Source organism: Polluticoccus soli (assembly GCF_029269745.1).
GTDB lineage: Bacteria > Bacteroidota > Bacteroidia > Chitinophagales > Chitinophagaceae > Polluticoccus > Polluticoccus soli.
Window position 1 is genome coordinate 90,564 of sequence record NZ_JARJHT010000002.1, and the last position, 19,679, is coordinate 110,242.

General features: G+C 47.8%; 16 protein-coding genes. 7 read left to right on the forward strand and 9 right to left on the reverse strand.

Annotated elements, in window-relative coordinates:
- Positions 1–40: 40 nt before the first annotated feature.
- From P2W83_RS10955 to P2W83_RS10975, 5 genes are all read left to right on the forward strand, one after another.
- Positions 41–418: a DUF1622 domain-containing protein gene (locus tag P2W83_RS10955; RefSeq protein WP_276133776.1), complete on the forward strand. Its 378-nt coding sequence runs from the start codon at positions 41–43 to the stop codon at positions 416–418.
- 7 nt (positions 419–425) lie between these two features.
- Positions 426–1,310 carry a pentapeptide repeat-containing protein gene (locus P2W83_RS10960; protein ID WP_276133777.1) on the forward strand — a complete coding sequence of 295 codons (885 nt, stop codon included), beginning with the start codon at positions 426–428 and terminating at the stop codon, positions 1,308–1,310.
- Positions 1,303–1,689 carry a YidH family protein gene (locus tag P2W83_RS10965; RefSeq protein ID WP_276133778.1) on the forward strand — a complete coding sequence of 129 codons (387 nt, stop codon included), beginning with the start codon at positions 1,303–1,305 and terminating at the stop codon, positions 1,687–1,689. Before P2W83_RS10960 ends, P2W83_RS10965 begins: the two co-directional genes overlap by 8 nt.
- A gap of 490 nt (positions 1,690–2,179) precedes the next feature.
- The gene (locus P2W83_RS10970) at positions 2,180–4,021 is read left to right on the forward strand and encodes a hypothetical protein (protein ID WP_276133779.1); all 1,842 of its coding nucleotides are present in this window, start codon (positions 2,180–2,182) and stop codon (positions 4,019–4,021) included.
- 109 nt (positions 4,022–4,130) lie between these two features.
- Complete coding sequence (locus tag P2W83_RS10975) at positions 4,131–7,637, forward strand: hypothetical protein (RefSeq protein WP_276133780.1); 3,507 nt, start codon at positions 4,131–4,133, stop codon at positions 7,635–7,637.
- Positions 7,638–7,684: 47 nt separating this feature from the next.
- Here the strand turns inward: P2W83_RS10975 and P2W83_RS10980 are convergent, their stop codons facing one another.
- The 5 genes from P2W83_RS10980 to P2W83_RS11000 all read right to left on the reverse strand — a co-directional run bounded on the left by P2W83_RS10980 (position 7,685) and on the right by P2W83_RS11000 (position 13,265).
- On the reverse strand, positions 7,685–8,029 hold the full coding sequence (locus P2W83_RS10980) for a hypothetical protein (protein WP_276133781.1): 345 nt from the start codon (positions 8,027–8,029) through the stop codon (positions 7,685–7,687).
- Between the two features lie 2 nt (positions 8,030–8,031).
- The gene (locus P2W83_RS10985) at positions 8,032–9,237 is read right to left on the reverse strand and encodes a DegT/DnrJ/EryC1/StrS family aminotransferase (RefSeq protein ID WP_276133782.1); all 1,206 of its coding nucleotides are present in this window, start codon (positions 9,235–9,237) and stop codon (positions 8,032–8,034) included.
- Positions 9,238–9,365: 128 nt separating this feature from the next.
- A complete protein-coding gene (locus P2W83_RS10990) occupies positions 9,366–12,224 on the reverse strand; it encodes a M16 family metallopeptidase (RefSeq protein WP_276133783.1) in 2,859 nt (952 codons plus the stop codon).
- A gap of 73 nt (positions 12,225–12,297) precedes the next feature.
- Positions 12,298–12,795, reverse strand: coding sequence for a hypothetical protein (locus tag P2W83_RS10995; protein ID WP_276133784.1), 498 nt, complete (start codon positions 12,793–12,795; stop codon positions 12,298–12,300).
- Positions 12,792–13,265 (reverse strand): hypothetical protein, encoded by a 474-nt coding sequence (locus tag P2W83_RS11000; RefSeq protein WP_276133785.1) that lies wholly within the window; start codon positions 13,263–13,265, stop codon positions 12,792–12,794. Before P2W83_RS11000 ends, P2W83_RS10995 begins: the two co-directional genes overlap by 4 nt.
- A gap of 227 nt (positions 13,266–13,492) precedes the next feature.
- On the opposite strand from P2W83_RS11000, the gene P2W83_RS11005 reads away from it, so the two are divergent.
- Entirely contained in the window at positions 13,493–14,278 is a 786-nt protein-coding gene (locus P2W83_RS11005) for a fimbrial biogenesis chaperone (protein ID WP_276133786.1), read from the forward strand.
- 59 nt (positions 14,279–14,337) lie between these two features.
- Complete coding sequence (locus P2W83_RS11010; RefSeq protein ID WP_276133787.1) at positions 14,338–14,760, forward strand: hypothetical protein; 423 nt, start codon at positions 14,338–14,340, stop codon at positions 14,758–14,760.
- Between the two features lies 1 nt (position 14,761).
- Here P2W83_RS11010 and P2W83_RS11015 read toward each other — a convergent pair whose 3' ends face one another.
- The 4 genes from P2W83_RS11015 to P2W83_RS11030 all read right to left on the reverse strand — a co-directional run bounded on the left by P2W83_RS11015 (position 14,762) and on the right by P2W83_RS11030 (position 19,581).
- Positions 14,762–16,609 (reverse strand): BamA/TamA family outer membrane protein, encoded by a 1,848-nt coding sequence (locus P2W83_RS11015; protein ID WP_276133788.1) that lies wholly within the window; start codon positions 16,607–16,609, stop codon positions 14,762–14,764.
- A gap of 86 nt (positions 16,610–16,695) precedes the next feature.
- On the reverse strand, positions 16,696–17,460 hold the full coding sequence (locus P2W83_RS11020) for a hypothetical protein (RefSeq protein ID WP_276133789.1): 765 nt from the start codon (positions 17,458–17,460) through the stop codon (positions 16,696–16,698).
- Between the two features lie 366 nt (positions 17,461–17,826).
- A complete protein-coding gene (locus tag P2W83_RS11025; protein ID WP_276133790.1) occupies positions 17,827–17,973 on the reverse strand; it encodes a hypothetical protein in 147 nt (48 codons plus the stop codon).
- Positions 17,974–18,285: 312 nt separating this feature from the next.
- The gene (locus P2W83_RS11030) at positions 18,286–19,581 is read right to left on the reverse strand and encodes a prolipoprotein diacylglyceryl transferase (RefSeq protein WP_276133791.1); all 1,296 of its coding nucleotides are present in this window, start codon (positions 19,579–19,581) and stop codon (positions 18,286–18,288) included.
- Positions 19,582–19,679: the final 98 nt, after the last annotated feature.

Below are 19,679 nucleotides of genomic sequence, written 5' to 3' on the forward strand. Positions count from 1 at the left end.
ATAGCACAGCTGCAACTGTTTAACGAATAAAAAACGTTGCATGCAGGAGATGACTGAACGATTGATCGCAACGCTGGACCAATGGGGCGAGTTTACAGAAGCCTTTCTGAATGCCTTGTCGCTATTGAGCATTATCATCGGCGTGGTTGTTTCGTTGGTCAGTGCCCGGAAGCGCTTCGGAGAACCACATTCCATGCACACCCGGTTCAGGTACAAATTCGGAGGTTGGCTTATCGTTGCGCTCGAGTTTCAGCTGGCAGCCGATATCGCCAGTACCATAGTATCGCCTACAACCGAACACCTGGTAGAGCTGGGTGTAATTGCTGTTATACGTACATTCCTCAATTACTTCCTCGGCAAAGAACTGGCAGAAGAAAAAGAATCGCTCAACGTAAAATCTGAAAAAAAGGAAGATTAATATCCGTATGGCACAGGATCGCTCAAATAAGAATCTTCAAAAAGCCGTACTTCAAAACAAGGACTTTGGCTCTACCAGCTTTTCGGGCAGCGACCTTCGTGGTGCTGACTTCACAGGATCAAATCTCACGGGGGCCGACCTTTCAAACGTAAAAACAGGCATCCGGCCAATCTATGTGGTTGCAATATTTATCATTGCATTGGCGATTTCGCTGGTGTCTGGTTACATAGCAGCAAAAGCAAGTTTAACCATTAGAGGGATGCTTGATGATGTGAGCGGTAAAATAAGATTGGCCGGCATTATCAGTCTCGTGATCGTTGCATTTAGCTTCTTGTATGCTTTGCGGAGAGGCGGTAACAAAACCATTCTGCATGTTATTATTCCCGTCATTATTGCCATGGCAATAATCGCAGCCGTATTCAGGTGGTCGGGAGTAGGTACGGGCATTGGTGCTTTTTACATTGCATTCACCGTCGTCTTTGTGGTAGTAATGATCTACATCGGAACTGTTGCCAGGGCTGCAGCCGGAAACCTGTCAAACATACTCTTCGTAATTGTGGCAGTAGCAGGTGGGATATTAGGCAAAAGCATTACAGGCGGTATAGGGCCGGTGATACTTGCTGTAGTATGCGCGTTGTTGAGTAAAAGAGCATTAAATAACGTAAAGCACTTTGCTTTATTGAGGAGGGTGATATTCTTTATGACCACGCGCTTTGGCACCTCTTTTCGCAACACAAACCTCACAAACGCTGACTTCTCCAACTCCGTATTACGCAATACAGACTTTAGCGGTGCCAACCTTACCGGAGCTAAGTGGGGTAGCTCAAAAAAAGTGAATTGTAAGATCAACGACGAGATCGTAACCGACAAAAAAAAGAAGAAACATGGCTGAAAAAGAAAGCATACCGGAAAAAGAAGCACTTACCAGTACCGACCTTGCTTACAGGCGAACAGTTATTGCCGAGGAGAGAACATTGATGGCATGGATCAGGACTGCCTTGTCGCTCATTTCTTTTGGATTTACGATCTATAAAATATTCAGCGAAACAGAGAAGGAGGCCGATCATCATTTGACTGCGAGAGCAGTGGGATTAATTATGATCGGCATGGGCCTTCTTGGGCTTTTGCTGGCACAAATCGACCACCACAAAGCCATCAAGATCCTAAAACAAGAGCATCCGGTCAGACAAAGGACCGTTGCGGGTGTAATGGCGTTATTGGTCTGGATATTCGGCCTGTTTCTATTTTTGGCAGCTTTGTTTAGGAACTAGTAGCAACTTGACACAAGTCTTTTGTGTGGCAATCTGTGTCTGGCAGGTTGTAATAGTTTTGCATCGGCGTCTGAAAACTAAGTTGTACACGCGACCTGTTTTTTTATTTTTTTTCTCTAAAGCATTTACACAAAATGAGTTAATGTCACACGTAACAAAAAGACAATAAGCGGCTGTTCGTTTTTCAAAAAAACTATCTTACTTTCGATTCCTCACACCAAAATTTACCGCATGAAAACGATCACCACACACTTCCGACGATATTTATTTCTCTGTACAATTACAACCGGTCATAGCTATTAGCTACAATACATGCAAAGCATGTGACGTGTCCTGTCTTGTGTAATTGAATCACCTGTTTCGCTACTACAAAGCATACTAACCCGTTTTAGTTTTTACATACTTGTTTTCTTTCACCCGCATGCGGGTGTTGGGAAGTAGTCTGCCCTATATCTCAAAACTATTTTCACTCATAAAAACAACCATCAACATGAGCGCCAATCAATCAAACCTCTCCGATCCTAAGTATGGATACGACATGGTAGTTGCCACTACCCAGGCTTCAGTAAATGCCACAATGCAGGAATGGCTTTCAAAGTACACCGGTGCACCGTTTACCCAAGCCTATGTGTACGATCCTACGCACCAGTACAGCCCTAATGGTATTGCGCTGACCGACTTTGAACAATTGAAGAAAGATGTCGGGTTCGATCCTTTCACTATCCCCGACAAAACAGCAACTACAGACCAGCGTATTGCAAAACTGCTGGACAAGAAATTCATGTTTGCCTTCCAGATCGAGATAGGCATGCCTGATTTTCCTGCTGAAAAAATCCCGCCTGTTATACAGTTCAACAAAGAAGGTTCTTATGTAACCTATAACATGGTGTGCAAAACATTTAAGATAATCGTTATCGAGCCAGGTCTATATGGTCCAGCATCGTGGATCAACCTGTCGCAGGACACTGCTGATGCTCCATGGGTATTCAGCTTTACTATCGATCTTGATCTGCGCAACGATAATATCAATAACCATTTCAGCACCCTGCCACCAGAAACCCAAAGGGAGATCAAGAACCTGGGCCAGGATATGTTCAGCGTACAGCAGCTGTTCTTAGACCTGAACGCAGCAGGTCTTAGCGATAGCATCACTATAAGCGGACTGGATAAGACCAGCCAGGCTTATATGGTGCTGACACAGGTGTTCCTGAACAAATACCTTGCTGACATCGCTAAGAACGGCGGCATCATGCTGGGTTATAGCGTTGTTTCGCAACAGCCTTTCCCGCAAAATGTATCTATCATTCCAACCAACCTGAACTTCGAGATATCGTCTTACAAGGACGCAAAAGGACAGGCTACGGCAGACTATCCAGCATATACGCTCAACTACCTGATCATGTCGAAGGGCAGGCCTATGCCGTCGCCAACACAGTTTGCATGGAACTGGGTGGAGAAAGATCAGACCACACAATACGCAGGTGTTATGTCTGTTAACAGGGGGACGTTTATCCAGTTTTTGCACGACATATTGTCGCCATCGCTGAGGAATCTTGCCAAAGTTCCCGGAACGTCTTATAGCGTTAACTGTATCAAATGCAGCTTCGGGTGGAATTATAACACCGACCAGTCGGCACAGGCATTCAACATTGTGCAAAACGGTGGGTCGCATGTGCTCACTTATAGCTACAGCAAAAGCTCTTCGTCAAGCGACAGCATCTATTGCGGTCTGTGGGGTGTATGGGGTAACATCGGCGCAGACTATTCTGTTCAGTCAGATGTATACCTGCAAGGCACTACCATCAGGATAGAAACAACGCTTACCATGCACATGCACCTGAATGTATGTGGCGGTGTAACCGATGGAAACTTTGTAAAGAAGAAACTGGTGGATATTTACACCATAGGTGTCGATGCGCAAGGCCGCATCTCAGTAAGCCAGGCCACGCCACAGATCACAGATATGTCAGACGCTGTTAATCCTGACGGATGGTCTAAGTTCGTTACCCTAGGCCAGATCAACAGCGCAGTTGACAACGTGAAAAATTCTGTTACCGGTTGGATAGACGGTTTCCTTGCCAGCGACTCTGCAACTATCGCTGCTACATTGAACGGCTCTAATGGTTGGGTATTCCCAGGCGGTAAGACTTACTCGTTCCTGAATGCGCAGTTCTCAGATGCACAGGATCTCGTAGCCAATGTACTCTATATTGCTCCAACAGCAACTAAGGCAGAAAGGGCTGCATTGCTGAAAGGACTTCCAGTGGAGTTGGCAAAACTGGTGGCACCCGCAAAAAAAGCAACTGCAGAAGCAGAAACCGAATTAGCATAATCATATTACCACTCCCCAAAGACAAGGAAAGGGCAGTACAATCGTACTGCCTCTCTTCCTGTCGCCTTATTTGATCTATCATTTCATTTACTCAAAAAAACTAAACGCTATGTCTACAAATAAGCTCACCTACTCTACGGAGATGATGGTAAATTTTAAACAAGTAAATGTCGTATCACCTCAAAAAAAATTCCAGGCTTTGCAAACTGCAGACGGCTTCTCGCTGCTGTTTTCTATAAGCACTAATGGCATATTTTATCTTACCGAACAATTGGCTGGCGACTCAACCGGCTGGCAACAAATAGACCTGAGCAGCGATCTGAAAACTGCTCACGCTGGTGCAGCAGTAACAGCCAAAAATTTCGCGGTTTCACAAAACCTGGAGAGCGGTAAGCTTGATATGGCTCTTGCCATAACTGTAGGCGGTAAAGATTATCTCTACCTCTCGCTTAATAATGAATCGAAAACTGGTTCCATCACTGCAGAATCGGTTATGTGGACGGTGATGCCTTACGATGATCCCGCTCATCCTAACCTGACACTCGCTATTGAAAATATCTACATCGCTGATACAAAACGCGAAGAGTATATAGTAGTAGACATATCGAGGAAGAACTATGCAAAGCCTTCCGACTTCCTCGATAGGTATTACATAGATTCGAAGAAAGCAAAAGGCAGGTATTGGAACAACATGGTGATGGGTGGCGATCTGGATCCGGGCATTACCAGTCGTCTTGGCCGCAAAGCAGGCGATAGGGTAGATGGTATATATACGCTGGGTAGCATCAATGGCACTACTGAATTGCTGTATGCGCCACTCTATAATCCATGGAGTCCTGACGCACCGCCTACTGTTACTCGTTTGCAAGTGCCTCAAGGTGCAACTGCATTGGCGGTAACCGATGTAGGCAACAATGCAACAGATCTGTTCGTGGCTGCGAATAAATCGCTGTACTATTTTGCAGCAGGCAAGCAAGACGATGGTGCTGCAGGTTGGCTCATTCAAACCAACGACCTGTTTGAAGGTGTGACCGATCTGTTTGCTTTTTCAACCGATGACAGGTATGTTGTTTGGGGCCTGAACCGCGCCGACCAGATATTCTATACATCGTGCCTGAAGCAGAACGTTACTATTCCCGCGCAGTGGACATTCCCAATGCCGATACTGACTGGCGTTGACCAGGTGTCGCCTTATATCAATGCTGCGGATAGTGCCAATACATTCTTCGCCGTTGCAGGAAATTCGCTGAAGAAAGTAACACAGTCGCCACAAACCAGTATCTGGGATTTCCAGGATATCGTACTTAAGGCGCCTGTTGAAGCAAAAGCAACCAGGTATAGTTCGTATACTACACGTATTGCGCTTACCGATGCCAACGATCAGCCCCTGGCTAAGACAGCGTTGAACCTGAGTTCCAACTCAAGGGTGCCTGTTTATATCAATCACCTGTATTATGTGATCACGGATACCCCGATCCCGGTATACACTGATGCTTCAGGATCTATTACTATAGTTGAACAACTGGAAGACATCGCAGGCGCGCGGTTTACTGTTACTGATGCCAGTGGTGCGCATGCAGAAATAAACCCAATGGACAAGCCATTTAACAAGCTTGCTGCACTAGACTCTTCAGACAAGCTGAAAGGCGCGAACATTGTTCGTCCTGATGGCTCTACTAAGAAGCTCGTTGCTGCTGATGTTAATGAGAGCGATCTCAAAGCTGTTGCTGCAGCCAATGTCAACCTGGCAAAAGCGTACACGGCTGCTGCAACCACAAGTGGCCGTAAACGTGGTCTGATGTTGATGGCAATGCCAACTGGCCATACCATGCAGTTACAGGGTTTTGGTAACACAATCCTTGCTGATGTTGGTGATATCTTCCGTTGGCTGGAATCTGGTGTTGACTATGTATGGCACCTTGTTGAAGATGCGGCTACAGGTTTCTGGCGCTTTGTGGTAACCATTGCGGGCAAGGTATACCAAGGCATTCTGGACTGCGTTGAAAAAGTAGTGAGCGCCGTAAGGTGGGTATACAACCTCATTAAAACAGCGATCGAAGACCTGATCAAGTATCTTGAATTCCTGTTTGAATGGAAAGACATCACACGCACCAAGCAAGTGATCAAGAACATCACCAAACTCTACCTGAAGAACGAGATCGACCAGATCGAAGTTGTAAAAGGGAAATTCAACGACGAGATACAGAACCTGGTTAAGACCATCAACAACTGGGCGGGCATCACCGACTGGAAAGGTCTTGGCGCAGCGGCTACATCACCAGCCAACGCAAGCTCGAAGCCAAACTCAGGTCAGGATGCACCGGGCAACCTGCTGTCGTCGCATTTCCAGAACAACTCCAACAACATTGTTCAGAAGAATCGGAATACGTGGCCGACACCAGGTCAAACTCCGATAGATACGCTGCTGCTGGCGCTGAAGAACGAAGGCACGATACTGGATTCAGTTATCGACCAGTTCAGCAGCCTGGCTAACAGCTACCAGCAAATGAATCTGGAAGATATACTGAAGAGGGTAGTTGCTATCATTGCCGATGGCGTACTCGAAACAGTAGAAAATGTAGTAGACGCTCTGTTCGACATCGTATACGAATTGGCTACGGCTGCACTCAATTTGCTGGATACGCCGATCTACATACCTGTAGTGAGCGACATCCTCGAGTACTTCGGAGTGCCAAGCCTGTCTATGCTCGACCTGTTCTGCTGGATTACAGCGGTACCTGTAACTATTGGTTACAAGATCACCAGGAACACAGCTCCATTCGGTGATGATCAGTTCTCTAATTTGCTGATCAATGCTACCAGCTTTGCGCAAATAGTGGATGCGTTCAGGCAACCGCCGCGCGCAATGATGGTTGAAGAGGCGGGTCTCAAACTGCCTACCGACGGCGGTGGTAGTGATTTTGCCCTGGATTCTGACCTTGATGCACCTCCGACAATGGCTGCCCCTGCAGTTACTGCCGGCCCGATCACAATGCCGAAATCGGTATCGAGCGCGGTATATGTTACGGGGCACACAGCGTCTGGTTTCTTCACCCTGATGTCTTGCTTCGTATCCAGCTTTGAAGCTGCAGACGAAAGTCCTGAGAACGACTGGGGCATACCATCAGCTATCCTTGGTGTATTGAGCGCTGCTACTAATGGTATTGCCGGCGTATTGGTACCTAAGTACCCGATTGAGAATAAAGTGGTAAGCTGGATGAGTACTGCTACTACCGGTACAGTTATCCTCTGCAAACTGATCTTCAGCGGTCCCGCGCAAACGAAATTTGGCGCTGCTACAGGTGTTATGAAAAACCTGAAAGCAGGCGACGGGCGTGCAACGGGAGCTGTTGTGAATACTATTCTCATCATACCCGCATTGGTATGTACCTGCTGGCATTTTTATGAACTGGCACAGAAAGACGCGAGTGCTGAACGTTCTGCTGCTATTATAGATGAAACCAGCAACATGACATCTTACATTAGCCGCATTAGTTATTGTGTGGCCGTTAATGACAAGGAACCTGAAACTAAAGCTATTGCCGTTGGAGTAATGGTAGTAGCCAATGTGTGCACAGCAGGCCTGCAAACTGCAGAAGCTATTGTTGGTGCATAACAGCGAAGTTTCGGTAAATAAAAAGCCGCCCCGTAAGGCGGCTTTTTTTATTCATGATTATCTGCTTCGTTGTCGTCTTCTCGGGGTTTCTCAGGTAAGTTGCCTCGCATTTGCTCCAGTATGTACCTGATGAACAGGCATCCACCTACGCCGGTAAAGTATATGAAAATTACACGCAGGGGAGTGGGATGTATGAACACAAAATCGGCTACCGATTTTTGATCCAGCGGGCCGCTGTAAAACAGGGCAATTGCTATAGTGCCGGCGATAAGCTCGCCGGTAAAAAAAGCGAGCAGCGTTAGTAATACCCATATGATCGTATTCAAACCTTTGGTTTTGGCGATCTGGGCATTTTTGTATGAGAAGAAAATACTTAACAGCAGCTCCGGCATTCTTAGATATTTTTCATGAACTCGGTAACGCTTTCCATTATGTGGCTGATCTGCTCGTTGTTCAGGCCATGGTGGCAAGCCAACAGCATACCGCCGCGCATTACTTTGTCTGCTTCAGGATATCCATTAGCAGAGGCTTTGTGAGCTTCGTGCTTAAAGCCCGGCTGACGGAGGATATTACCTGTAAATACTGTACGTGTCTGGATATTGCGTTTCTCAAGGAAGATCTGCAGGTCGCGACGAATGAACGGCGCTGACTCGCGGATAGTTACCGCAAATGCCAGCCAACCTGTGCGTGAATCAGGCAGTTGCTTTGGCATAATGAAATGCTCTTCGTACTGGCTGAAGAACTCGCGCATGCGGTTGTAGTTAGCAGTACGTGTATCGATATTCTGTGCCAGTTTGTTCAACTGTACGATACCGAATGCTGCACCCATTTCAGATGGCTCGATGTTGTAGCCTGGTTCTTCGAATACGAACTTGGCATCGTAAGGAATGCCTTCGATCTCTACGTTGAAACGGTTCTCGATCTTTTCAGACTCCACGAACAGGGAAGAGCTACGGCCCCAGCTACGCAGCAGGCGACCACGATCGTAGAACGCTTCTGTATTAACGCAAAGCATACCGCCATTGCCCGCACAGTTGATGATGTGCGAACCATAGAAGCTGGTAGTGCTCATATCCGTAAAGCGACCTGAAGAAGCGCCGCCTATTTCAGCACCCAGTGTATCTGCTGAGTCTTCGAGCAGGAAGATGCCGTGTTTGTCGGCTATCTCGCGCAGCTTAGCCCAGTCGGGCAGGTTGCCTATAAGGTTAGGGATGACCATCGCCTTGGTTTTTGGCGTGATCATTTCTTCCACTTTATTAACGTCAAGATTATAAGTGCCTTCTTCCACGTCAACAAAAGCCGGTACCCAGCCCTTTTTAACTAGTGGCGCTACTGTAGTAGAGAAGGTAAGGGCAGGAGTGATGATCTCAGTGCCCGGCTCATAATTCAGCAAGTCGGCAGCCAGGTACAAGGCCGAAGAGCCACTGTTGACCATAATGCCATATTTCTTAGCATAGAGTGCAGCAATGCGTTCTTCCATTTCGCGAACGTTCTTGCCCATTTGGGTAGAGGTGCGCAGCACATTTACCACCGCGTCTATTTCTTCTTCACCATGAACGGTTTTTCCGTAGGGGACGTGAATGTAATCTGTTTGTACCATCGTGTAAGATTAGACTGCGAATGTAATAGTTATGCAGCAATAATAAGTTAACAGTATCTGAAAATTGAATATGAATGAAAAAGGCCGCCTGGAAAGGCGGCCCGTACTATTAAAGCTCTAATTAAAAATTATTTTGCTATGGCGTTGCCATTGCGGTCAAGCTCCACGATCTCGTATCCGAGTTTCTGGAGACCTTCCATAACGCGTGCTTTGTCGCCCACCAGCAATACGTTCATTTTGTCTACATCAGGGATGTAGCGCGTAATGAGCCTGTGCACGTCCTGTGCGGTCATATTACGCAGTATTTCGTTTTGCTTTGATGGGAAGTTGGCAGGCAGATTATATTCCAGTATACGAGACAGGAATGCTGCTTTTTGCTCGCCTTCTTCGTATTTGCGGGCATCAGCCTGGCCCATTGAGTTTTGCGTAAAGCTCAGCTCTTGTGCAGTGATACCTTTTTCGCGGTATTCTTTCATGATCTTCAGGATGTCTACCATAGCGCTATCTGTAGCGTTGGCTTTAATGCCCGAACCGAAAGTGTAGCTGCCAGTGTATTTATTGCCATCGAAACCGCTGCGTGCGCCATATGTCCAGCCACGTTCTTCGCGCAGGTCAAGATTCAGACGGCTGTTGAACGCACCACCGAACGGATAGTTCATTACCGTGCTTTTGTAATAGTCACCGGTAGCGTCATATTTCATGTCAGTAACGTAACCTATGCGGAACTCAGTTTGAGCCGCGTTAGGAACGTCGATGAAATAGATCCTGGTTTTTTCAATTGCAGGAGCTGCAGCGAGTGTTGGCAGTTTTATTTCTGTGGCAGGAAGCTGCTGCAGGAAGTTGATGCCTTTCAGCGCCTGGTCCTGGCTGATGTTGCCCACTACTACAGCCTGTGCACCTGATTTCGAGATGTAGTTGTTGTAGTAATTCTGAATGTCTTCCAGCTGGATATTCTTCAGCGTGGTTTCAGTGCCCATTGTTGGCCATGCCAGAACGTTGTCTTTGCCAAACTGCAATTTTTGGTAAGCAGTGCTGGCAAGGTATCCTGGCCTGTTCATGTTGTTCTTGATAGTTTCCAGCAAGCGGTTCTTGTTGGTGTTGAACGCGTCTTCTGTGAACTTAGGATTCAGGATGCGTTCCTGTACCAGCGCCATCGTCTTATCGAAGTTCTTCGTCAGAGACGTTACAGACATTTCGATACCATCGAGAGTCGTGTAGATGTTGATCTGGCTACCGAGTTTTTCCAGCTCAGTTCCCAGTTGTTCAGCAGAGTAGTTTTTAGTGTCCTCCTGCATCATGGCTGCAAACAGGTTAGACAAACCTGCTTTCGATGGATCGTTAGCATCCATCATCCTACCGCCTTTAAATTTCAGCGTCATAGTCACCACAGGTATTTCGTCTGTTTTGGTGCCGATGGTTCTGATACCGCCCGGCAGTTCCTTGCGCCAGAAGTCAGGCACTTTCACCACAGGGTTAGGCCCATTGCCAGGTATTTTGCTGCGGTCGAAATTGTCTTTAGCTTTTACATATTTCAAGCCATTGTAACCATAATCCGGAGCTTTATAGCCTGCTTCAGATACAGTGTAGTTATCGGCTGCCGCTTTGTTTTCAGGTTGATCTTTTGTCAACACGCTAACAACTACTGCATGTTTGCCTTTGATGTACTGGTTGTACACGCGCATTACATCTTCTTTGGTTACCTTTTTGTACCTGTCCAGGTCTGCCGCCAGGTAGTTAGGGTTGCCTTCGAATGTTTGGTAAGCCGCCAGTTGCGACACTTTACCCGATACGCTTTCCAGGCCCATGATCATTTCTGCTTCGCGGGCGTTGCGGAATTTTTCGATGTCTTCATCGGTTACACCACGCTTTTCAAAAGTAGCCAGGGCTTCACGCACAGCAGCGTCCATATCTGACAGTTTTTTGCCAGGGAACGGTGTGATCGCGAAAGAGAACTCACCTGCCAGCTCGCTGGTTGGGTGCATCGCGAAAGCGTTAACCGCCTGCTGTGTTTTTACCAGTTGTTGGTAGATGATGGAGTTTTTGTTGTTGTAGCCACCAAGGATATCTGCCAGGGCGTCAAGTGGAGCTTCATCTTTGTGATGAGCTGGTACGCCAGGGAAAGTAACACGCAACTGAGGCAGTTTGGCATAGTTGTCCACAAACGACACATACCTTGTTGACGGCAGTGTGAATGTTTCAGGCATCATGTCCTTTACTTCCGGTCCTTTTGGTATAGAACCGAAGTATTTTTCTACCAGTGTTATTACCTCTTTGGTAGTCACATCACCACCAACTGTTACCACCGCATTGTTCGGGCTGTACCAGCGCATGAAGAAGTTCTTCAGATCGTTAACATCTACTCGGTTCAGGTCTTCTACGTAACCAATAGTCAACCATGAATAAGGATGGCCATATGGATACAGGTTCTTAGAAGTCACCTCGCTAACCAAACCATAAGGAACGTTGTCGTAACGCTGACCGCGCTCGTTCTTTACGGTAGCGCGCTGTACTTCGAATTTCTTCTGAGTAACAGCGTCCAGCAGGAAGCCCATACGGTCGGCTTCCAGCCACAGCATTTTTTCCAGCTGGTTGCTAGGTACAGTTTCGAAATAGTTGGTGCGGTCGCGGTTGGTAGTACCGTTCAACTCACCACCTGCTTCGGTGATTATTGAAAAATGTTGTTCGTCGGCTACGTTGTCTGAACCCTGGAACATCATGTGCTCGAAGAAGTGTGCGAAACCGGATTTGCCGATCTCTTCGCGAGCAGAACCTACGTGGTAGGTAACGTCAACGTGCACCAGCGGATCAGAATGGTCTTCATGTACGATCAAAATAAGACCGTTGGGTAATACATATTTCTCGTAGGGAATAACCAGGTTCTTACCTGATTTGTCTGCAGAGACTTTCTCTACAAGTTTTGCCTGGGCCATTGCCGCAGGGCCGTAAAGCGCAACTGCAACCGTTAAGGCCAGAAAAATGCGTTTCATAACAAGGTGGAAATTTGTGTTCCCCGTAAAAATAGGCTTTAGGGGCGAAATTGGTATCACCCGTTTTTTACCCCTATTGTTTGGTGAGCGTATATGTCAATACAATGCTATACGTGCCGCCATTGTAGACGAAGCCGGGTTCAACCAGGGCATCAATGGTAAATGTATTGCCGCTGGTAGATGTGGAGCCACGGGTACCGCTGGCGATTGTTTGGTTAGATGTGGAAATAGTCAGATATGACCCGCTGGTAGATTTTTTGAGCTTAAGGACGCTGGCCGGCATGTTGGTGCTGGCGCCACCACCGGTGGCGCTAAAGTTAGTCGTGGAGGCTTTTACTGCCAGTTGCCAGTTGTAATTGCATTTGACGGTGATGGTCGAAAAACTTGTGATGGTTTTGCCACTCGCCAGGTCACTGACACTTCCGAAGGTAACCGTTGATGGTGACGACGCGGTGATCACATACATGCTGTCGATGGTGGCAGTAGCGGTAGCTGTTCCAGTCCACGCGTATTGCGCGCGGCTGCCGACAGCGCAAAACAGGAAAACCAATATGAAAGCAAATATCCTCACGGCGGCGTCAATGTATATAAAATCGTGAATGAATAATTGCCAGGAGGATAGCTCCAGTTGGTGGCTGCGAAGATCAGACTATATATGAACTGGACGTCAGAATTTAGTTTCTTCTGCGAAAACAAACGTTGGTCAGTGTTGGTGAGCTGAAGTGCTGTGCTCACGAGGTTGCTGACATTGGATGAATTGTGCGATACAAACAGCAGCTTAACTGGGTATGGACTTGTAAGGGTGAAACCTGATGGGCTGGTCACCGACGATACCCTGGCATATACCTCACGGTTCTTATCCTTAGAGGAAAGTTGAAGAGTAAGCGCATTGCTAATGGTTTGATCAGCTTCTATTTTAGCCACGGTATTGAGGCTAAAATTCAGGCTGGTATTGGATATGACCTGGATATAGTTATCAAGGTTTTGCGAATAACCATGCAGTGATAGCAGCACTAACAATATGACCAGGGGAAACCTCATGAATATTATCCCTAACTCGGAACGCCGTAAAAATAGGCCTGTAAATTTACATAGCGAAGGAATTGAGTTTGCTTAACATACCCTTTGCAAATATTGATATACTATAAAGCTGTGATAATTGCGTATTTACGCGGCTTATTTACAATAAAAACATGCAATAATCTTGTATTTTAGATTGAAATGTGCTTGTTTTGTGTCCAGCTATGATCAGGCTTAATATTTTCATCTTGGCCATTATTTGTGTTATCGCGTTGCCTTTCAGCAGCGTCGCACAAAATCTCGGCGCGTATCCTACTACATTGGATTTTAAACTGGCCAATGGCCAAAGCGAAGCTCAAGTAGTAAACATAACCAACAGCTCTAAAGCAAAGGTTCAGTTCAGGTTGTACTTCAACGACTGGATACGTGATAGCCTGGGTGGTCACGAATATTATGAGCCCAATACGATTCCCCGTTCTGCTTCACGTTGGGTAACGGTTAACCGGAACTTCATAGAGTTAGAACCTGGGCAGTCGACCACTGTAACGGTAAAGATGGCTGTGCCTGATTCAGCAGAGGCAGCAAACGAGATGAAATGGTCGATGCTGTTTATTGAAACCGTGCAGGAACAAACAGCCGCCGCCAGCAAAACACCACAAACATCGGTGCGTAACCTGTTGCGTATCGGCGTACACATCTACCAAACACCACCTACACTCACGAAGAAAGAAGTAAAGATCTACGACCTGAAACCTGCTGTTGACACTACGCCAAACGCATACAATCTTGTTTGTCAAAATACCGGCGAGATCATGCTGGAGTGTAAATCTTACCTTGAAGTTACTTCGCTGGCGGATGGTAAAAAGACAAAGGTAGAAGCTCTTGAGTTCCCGATGTTCCCTGATCAGCGCCGCCTGGTGCGTTATGAGCTGCCTAAGTCTTTGGCAAAGGGCAAATATTCAGTGCTCGGTGTAATAGATGGTGGTGAAGACCTGTCCCTCGAAGCCATTGAGAGTACAGTAGAAGTACAGTAGAAGTACAGTAGTCTTGTTTACTGGCACAGTATTGGAGCTCTTCCTCAAAACAAAACGACATGAGATCCCGTATAGCTTTTGCACTGGTGGTCTGCTTTAGTCCGCTATTCATTTATATGTCCTGCAAGGACTCAACAACCTCTCCCGGTAAAGGCTGCAACGGTGTTATTTGCACCATGGAGTTCAGAGGCATCACATTGCAAGTAAACGACAATGAGGGCAACCCGGTAAAGCTGGATGAAGCGTACACAATACGCGTAAAGACTGGAGAACAGATAACTCACGACGCCAACTCAACTACCATTGGCAGCTATACAGTACTTGACGACGGATACCAGAAGAAGCTGGCACAATCCACCGCAGAGTTCCGTTTCGTTGGTAAGCGTGGCGGGCAGGAAGTTGTCAACGAGCTTTACACCATCTCAGCCGACTGCTGCCATATCAGCAAACAATCGGGCAAGACCGACGTAACACTTCCTTAAATCACAAGCCATCATCCAGGTTTAGGGTGATGATGTCAGGCTTTACCACGAAGTTGCTGTTGTACCTGTAGCGCAGGTTGGTGTTCAGCAATATCTTGTACGAAGGTTCGCCGGCAACATCTCTTGGGAAGTATAACCCTCTCAGTTCCATAGTACCGAAAACCAGGGCATTGTTTCGCACGCGGATACCACCGCCAATAGCAGTGTATATATCAGCCTTCTGAAAACTCTCCTGCTCAGGCGTGATGGTCACTGCATTCACTGTAACGAAGGGTGCGAACCGGAAACCAAGGATGCTATACTTCAGGTAGAAATACGTTTCAGACAGAACGCCTATACGCTGATCGCCGGTTATCCAGCGGGAGTTGAAGTTGTACAAGCCAAACGGGTTGTTGATCCTTAATACATCTCCGGCATAACGGTTGAAGATTCCCGAATAGCTCACGCTGCTGAACTGCCTGATACGCGTGCTGCCAGCGGTGAACATCCGGGTAAACATGTTGGTGCCTATTAGCAACCCCGCATCTTCCAGTGTATAGCCCCGGTAAAAAGCACCCGTCCGGAAGAAGAACCGGTAGAAGTCCTTGCCCGGCGAGATATAATACCTGTCGGCTTTGATACCGGCATAAGGGCGCTCCAGCCACAATTGCTTTTGCCAGCCGCCCGTTACCGAAACGTTGTAACCGTATGGGATATCCTCCGTGATTCCGAAGCCAAATACATAGTTGGTCTTATAGAAGTTCTGCCGGAAGAAGGTGATCTGCCCCAATACCGTTTCGGTATTATTGAAGATAGGGTCGAACCCCGTCACCTGCTCCGGCACCTGATCGAAGATGTTGCGTGCGTACCTGGCCGATATAAACTTCCTGTCGCGGATGCGATTGGCTATGAGCTTGTCGGTGATGAGGTTATAGCCAAACCAGCCATCGTAAGCGCGCCTGTCGTATTTAAAGAACATGCTGTCGGCACGGCCCTTTTCATAAGCTTTTATTGACTCGCCTTTAGCATAGATCAATCCCCCTGCCAGCCTTGTGTTGGGCGATACCAGCGGTCGTTCCAGCTTGACATAATACCCATGTTCCTCTTCCCATTGGTCGAATAGGGTTTGGCCGGCTGTGAAGATCCCGAAATAGCCATTGATGAAGCTACCGCCAATGCTATACTTGGTGTACTCAGCCTTGTAGCCGAACACCGGGTCCCTGTCGCCATGAAGCAAGGTGCGCAGCTTGACGCGCTGGCCCATGCCCAGCAGGTTCAGTTCCTGCACCTCGACGGTTGCCCGCTGCAGGCTGCCGATGTCGAATCCGCCCGACAAAGTGAACAGGTCTTTAGTGATCACCTCTATATCCACCGTATCCGATCCGTTCACCGGCTTCACCACTATGCGCACATCCTGTATAAAGTTGAGCGTCCGAAGGAAACGTTCGTTGTCTGCCGTACGATAGGGATCGAGGCGGGTGCCCGGCCTTATAAAGAGGTGGTTGCGTATCACCCATTCCCGGGTATTGGGGTGCAGGGCGTGCATTACGTTGTAGGCCAGCACTTCCATTTTCCGGGTGGAGTCTTTGATCCCCTGTTTGAAGCTGATGCGGGTGATGGTGATGTCCCTGATGTATCTACCATCGTACTCCTTGTATGGGTTCTCGCTCAGAGTGTTGAGGGTAGAGTTCCATGCCGCGGTGTCGTTGGGATTGCGGGTGATGGCGTCCAGGCCCTTTTTCCATAGTCCCGACAGCCACTTGCTTTTCTTGAAGACCTTGATACTATCCAGCGTCAGCGAGTCGAGTTTGCGCTGGGCTGATGACGGCAACGGGCAGGCGAGCACTATCGTGCAGAGCAGCAGTAGCATGCGGCAACACCCCTTCAACCGTTTCAGTATCAAAATACTTTGCTGATTTTTGTTACAACACCACAAAAATCATACGAAGTACACTGCTACTGCTTGAAGGTAGCCTGGCAAGACTCGTTCACGAGGCCGGATGAATCGACCACGGTGTAGTTGATCACGATCTCGTTGTCGTTGAAGGTGCCGAGGCCCTGGTAAGTGACGCCGCCGGCTTTTTGCACGGGCACATTCACTGTTTTGTTCTGCGGGTTAAGATCGGCGAAGATGGACTGTGACCAGCTCTTGGTCCAGAAGCCCTTGATAATGATGCGGTTAATGTATGTAGGCACCGGCTCAATGTACACAGGGAACTCTGTTGGTCCTGACTGTGAGCAATTATGAGCTTCTGTATAAGTTCCATTGAAAGCCACGGCAAAATTCACATAAGGCCTTATGGTGAGCGACATGGGGTGGTTGGAAATACCCTTGCCCCTGGCCGAATCAGTTACGTAGAAATTGTATTTGCCTTCGGGTGTTTTGTTGGCAGTTAGCGTCATCACCGATACGAACGGTGGCACGCCGGACTGGGGTGTAAAACTGGCTTTAACGCCTAGTGGCAGGTCGGCAGCGTTCAGTTTCACCACGTCGCTTTTGCCGGCCAGCGGTTTTACACTCAGCTGCAGGCGCACTTCGCCAATACGCTCTACTGAGGTATCACGTACACCATCTACTTTGTAGGAGAACAGCTCTTGGGGTGTCGGGTCGGGGCCCGGTTCTTCGTCTCCACCTTTTTTACAACCTGTAACCGATGCTATAACAACCAGCGCCGCCATGGCCAGCGCTGTATTTAATCTGTTTCTGAGGGCCTTTGCCATAAAATAAAGATAAGGATATAGTGTTTAGGTTGAGTTATATAATTTGTTATAATAGACGGGTGTTTGTTGATTTTGGTTGATGGTTTGTCGTCTGATTAAGTAGTTTTCTATGTGTTGATAGCAATTGTTGCCGTTTTTGTCATGAATTCTCGATTTGTTGTTGCAATGTCGCGAGCTCACGGAGGCGTAATCTAGTCCTGTATTGGCTTTGGGTGGAATAGAGTGTTTCATAGGTTATAGTTTTTGTTGCCAGATAGCTTGTTTTGTTGCCGTTTGTTGTTCTTTCTGTCTGAACCGCTGATCTGAATGATTTTAAGGATCCCGCTGATTTTGTTACAACGGTTCTGAATTGTTACTCGCCGAACACTACGCTGGGCTTGAGTTTTGCTCCCAATTGGTTAGCTTTTGTATGTCTTTTTTCAAGGTGCTCACGAGCTCGCTGCGCTCGGTTGTTAGCTTTTGTTCGCCGTTTTTGGTGTTTTTTTTCATGATGTAATGCAGGATGGCGGGCATTGGGGTTAAGGTTTTTATCTACTGCAAATATATAATAAATTATTTATTTAGTGGAGTGCGATTACGTGAACAAACTCCCCTCCTTAGTTAAGGAGGGGAGTTTGCAGAGAGCCTGAAGGGCTCGTTGCAAACCGGGGTGGTTGGATGGCTGAGGAATGTTCCTTCAGCCGAAGTTTAAACCCTCAACGTTTCAACCACCCCGACCGGCAACGGGCTGGTCGCCCTCTGCCGGTGTGCCCCTCCTCATCTGAGGAGGGGAGTTATGAAGATCTATAAACGAAAACGCCCCTCGATCGAGGGGCGTTTTTGTTGTTATGATTTTACCGTGTCGGTTATTATTTCTTCCTTCCTCTTTCCTGCAAAGACGAGGAGCAGGATGCCCAGGATGACCATCACCACGGCTATGATCTCGGCCTGGGTGGGGTGCAGGAAGCCCCAGTCGTATTTATAGTTCACGCGTATCTTCTCGATAAAGAAACGTTCGATGCCGTTGAATATAAGGTAGAGGCCAAACATTTGCCAGGCATATTTCAGCTTTTTGCGTAGCGACCACAGGATAGCAAACAAGATCATACATGTAGCAAACTCGTAGAGCGGGGTAGGGAACACGCCTGCGGGCAGTACGGCACAGTAGTTGCCGGTGCAGCCTGCGAGGGCTATGCCTTCGTTGTTTACATTGTGGGCATAGTTCATGGCAAACATCCAGTCGGGCAGCCAGCCTGGGGCCGGTGCATATTTCTGCGGCACGTGCATACCGAAGTTGGAACGGAAGTATTGACCCGCTTCAAGTACGCTCTGTTGGAAATCGGCCATTGTAGCTGCGTGCAGGTGTCCATCGGCGCCGGTTACATATGCGCTGTTGAAGATGCCCCAGTCGCCATCGCCGGCAAAGTGACAGCCAAGGCGGCCCAGTCCGTAAGACAGTATAAGGCCCGGTGCTGCCGCATCGCACAGGTGTTTGAACGGTATGTTGTGCTTTCTTGCATACCACCACAGGGCAGCAGTCGCCACTATCAATCCGCCGTAGAAAGTAAGTCCCGATGAAGAGAGCAGGCTTTCGGCAGGATTGGCAATAAAGTCATCCCATGTTTCAAACGCGTTGAAGATCTTGGCGCCGGCCAATCCACCTATGGCGGCGATGATCACGATCTCGCCAATGCGCTGGTGCGGGTAAGTGGCTACGCGTTTGGTCTTAGGTTCGGGCAGCTGGTCTTTTTTCTTCTCGGCGTATTTGCTGTAAGCCATTAGCAGTGCGCCTACTATGCCTATCACTACATTGCCCTGTAGTGAGAACAGGTAACCCATGGGGTTGGGCGCTATGGTAGCAGCATTGCCGAAAAAACCACCCACCTTATAGCCCAGTATAAAACCTAGGAAAGCCGCCCAGAACAATTCATTGGCCGAGGCGGGGTGGCCTACTTCTATGGTTTCAAATTCGGGCACCAGCAGGCCTTGCGATTCTTTACGCTTCAGTTCCTGGGTGAGCGTCCACGCGGCACCAAGGAAAGATAAGGCAACGAGAAAGCCGAAGGTTTTGAAGATGCTCAGCCATTCAGGCATCTCGGTTCCAAACAGATTTTGGAGTAGGTATTGAAAATCAGGATACATAAACTGGGCGTAAATGTAGAAGATTAGGATAAGCCTGCCAAACATGCTAAACACACGAGCATGGAGGCAGTGACTGGGGATAGATTTGCGTTTAATGC

What these genes read in the sequence shown, in the direction of transcription:
- P2W83_RS10975 (WP_276133780.1), top strand. Translation starts at nt 4,131, where the DNA reads ATGTCTACAAATAAGCTCACCTACTCTACGGAGATGATGGTAAATTTT.
- P2W83_RS11000 (WP_276133785.1), bottom strand. Translation starts at nt 13,265, where the DNA reads ATGAGGTTTCCCCTGGTCATATTGTTAGTGCTGCTATCACTGCATGGT.
- P2W83_RS10980 (WP_276133781.1), bottom strand. Translation starts at nt 8,029, where the DNA reads ATGCCGGAGCTGCTGTTAAGTATTTTCTTCTCATACAAAAATGCCCAG.
- P2W83_RS11025 (WP_276133790.1), bottom strand. Translation starts at nt 17,973, where the DNA reads ATGCCCGCCATCCTGCATTACATCATGAAAAAAAACACCAAAAACGGC.
- P2W83_RS10965 (WP_276133778.1), top strand. Translation starts at nt 1,303, where the DNA reads ATGGCTGAAAAAGAAAGCATACCGGAAAAAGAAGCACTTACCAGTACC.
- P2W83_RS11015 (WP_276133788.1), bottom strand. Translation starts at nt 16,609, where the DNA reads ATGCTACTGCTGCTCTGCACGATAGTGCTCGCCTGCCCGTTGCCGTCA.
- P2W83_RS10985 (WP_276133782.1), bottom strand. Translation starts at nt 9,237, where the DNA reads ATGGTACAAACAGATTACATTCACGTCCCCTACGGAAAAACCGTTCAT.
- P2W83_RS10990 (WP_276133783.1), bottom strand. Translation starts at nt 12,224, where the DNA reads ATGAAACGCATTTTTCTGGCCTTAACGGTTGCAGTTGCGCTTTACGGC.
- P2W83_RS11030 (WP_276133791.1), bottom strand. Translation starts at nt 19,581, where the DNA reads ATGTATCCTGATTTTCAATACCTACTCCAAAATCTGTTTGGAACCGAG.
- P2W83_RS10955 (WP_276133776.1), top strand. Translation starts at nt 41, where the DNA reads ATGCAGGAGATGACTGAACGATTGATCGCAACGCTGGACCAATGGGGC.
- P2W83_RS11020 (WP_276133789.1), bottom strand. Translation starts at nt 17,460, where the DNA reads ATGGCAAAGGCCCTCAGAAACAGATTAAATACAGCGCTGGCCATGGCG.
- P2W83_RS10970 (WP_276133779.1), top strand. Translation starts at nt 2,180, where the DNA reads ATGAGCGCCAATCAATCAAACCTCTCCGATCCTAAGTATGGATACGAC.
- P2W83_RS11010 (WP_276133787.1), top strand. Translation starts at nt 14,338, where the DNA reads ATGAGATCCCGTATAGCTTTTGCACTGGTGGTCTGCTTTAGTCCGCTA.
- P2W83_RS10960 (WP_276133777.1), top strand. Translation starts at nt 426, where the DNA reads ATGGCACAGGATCGCTCAAATAAGAATCTTCAAAAAGCCGTACTTCAA.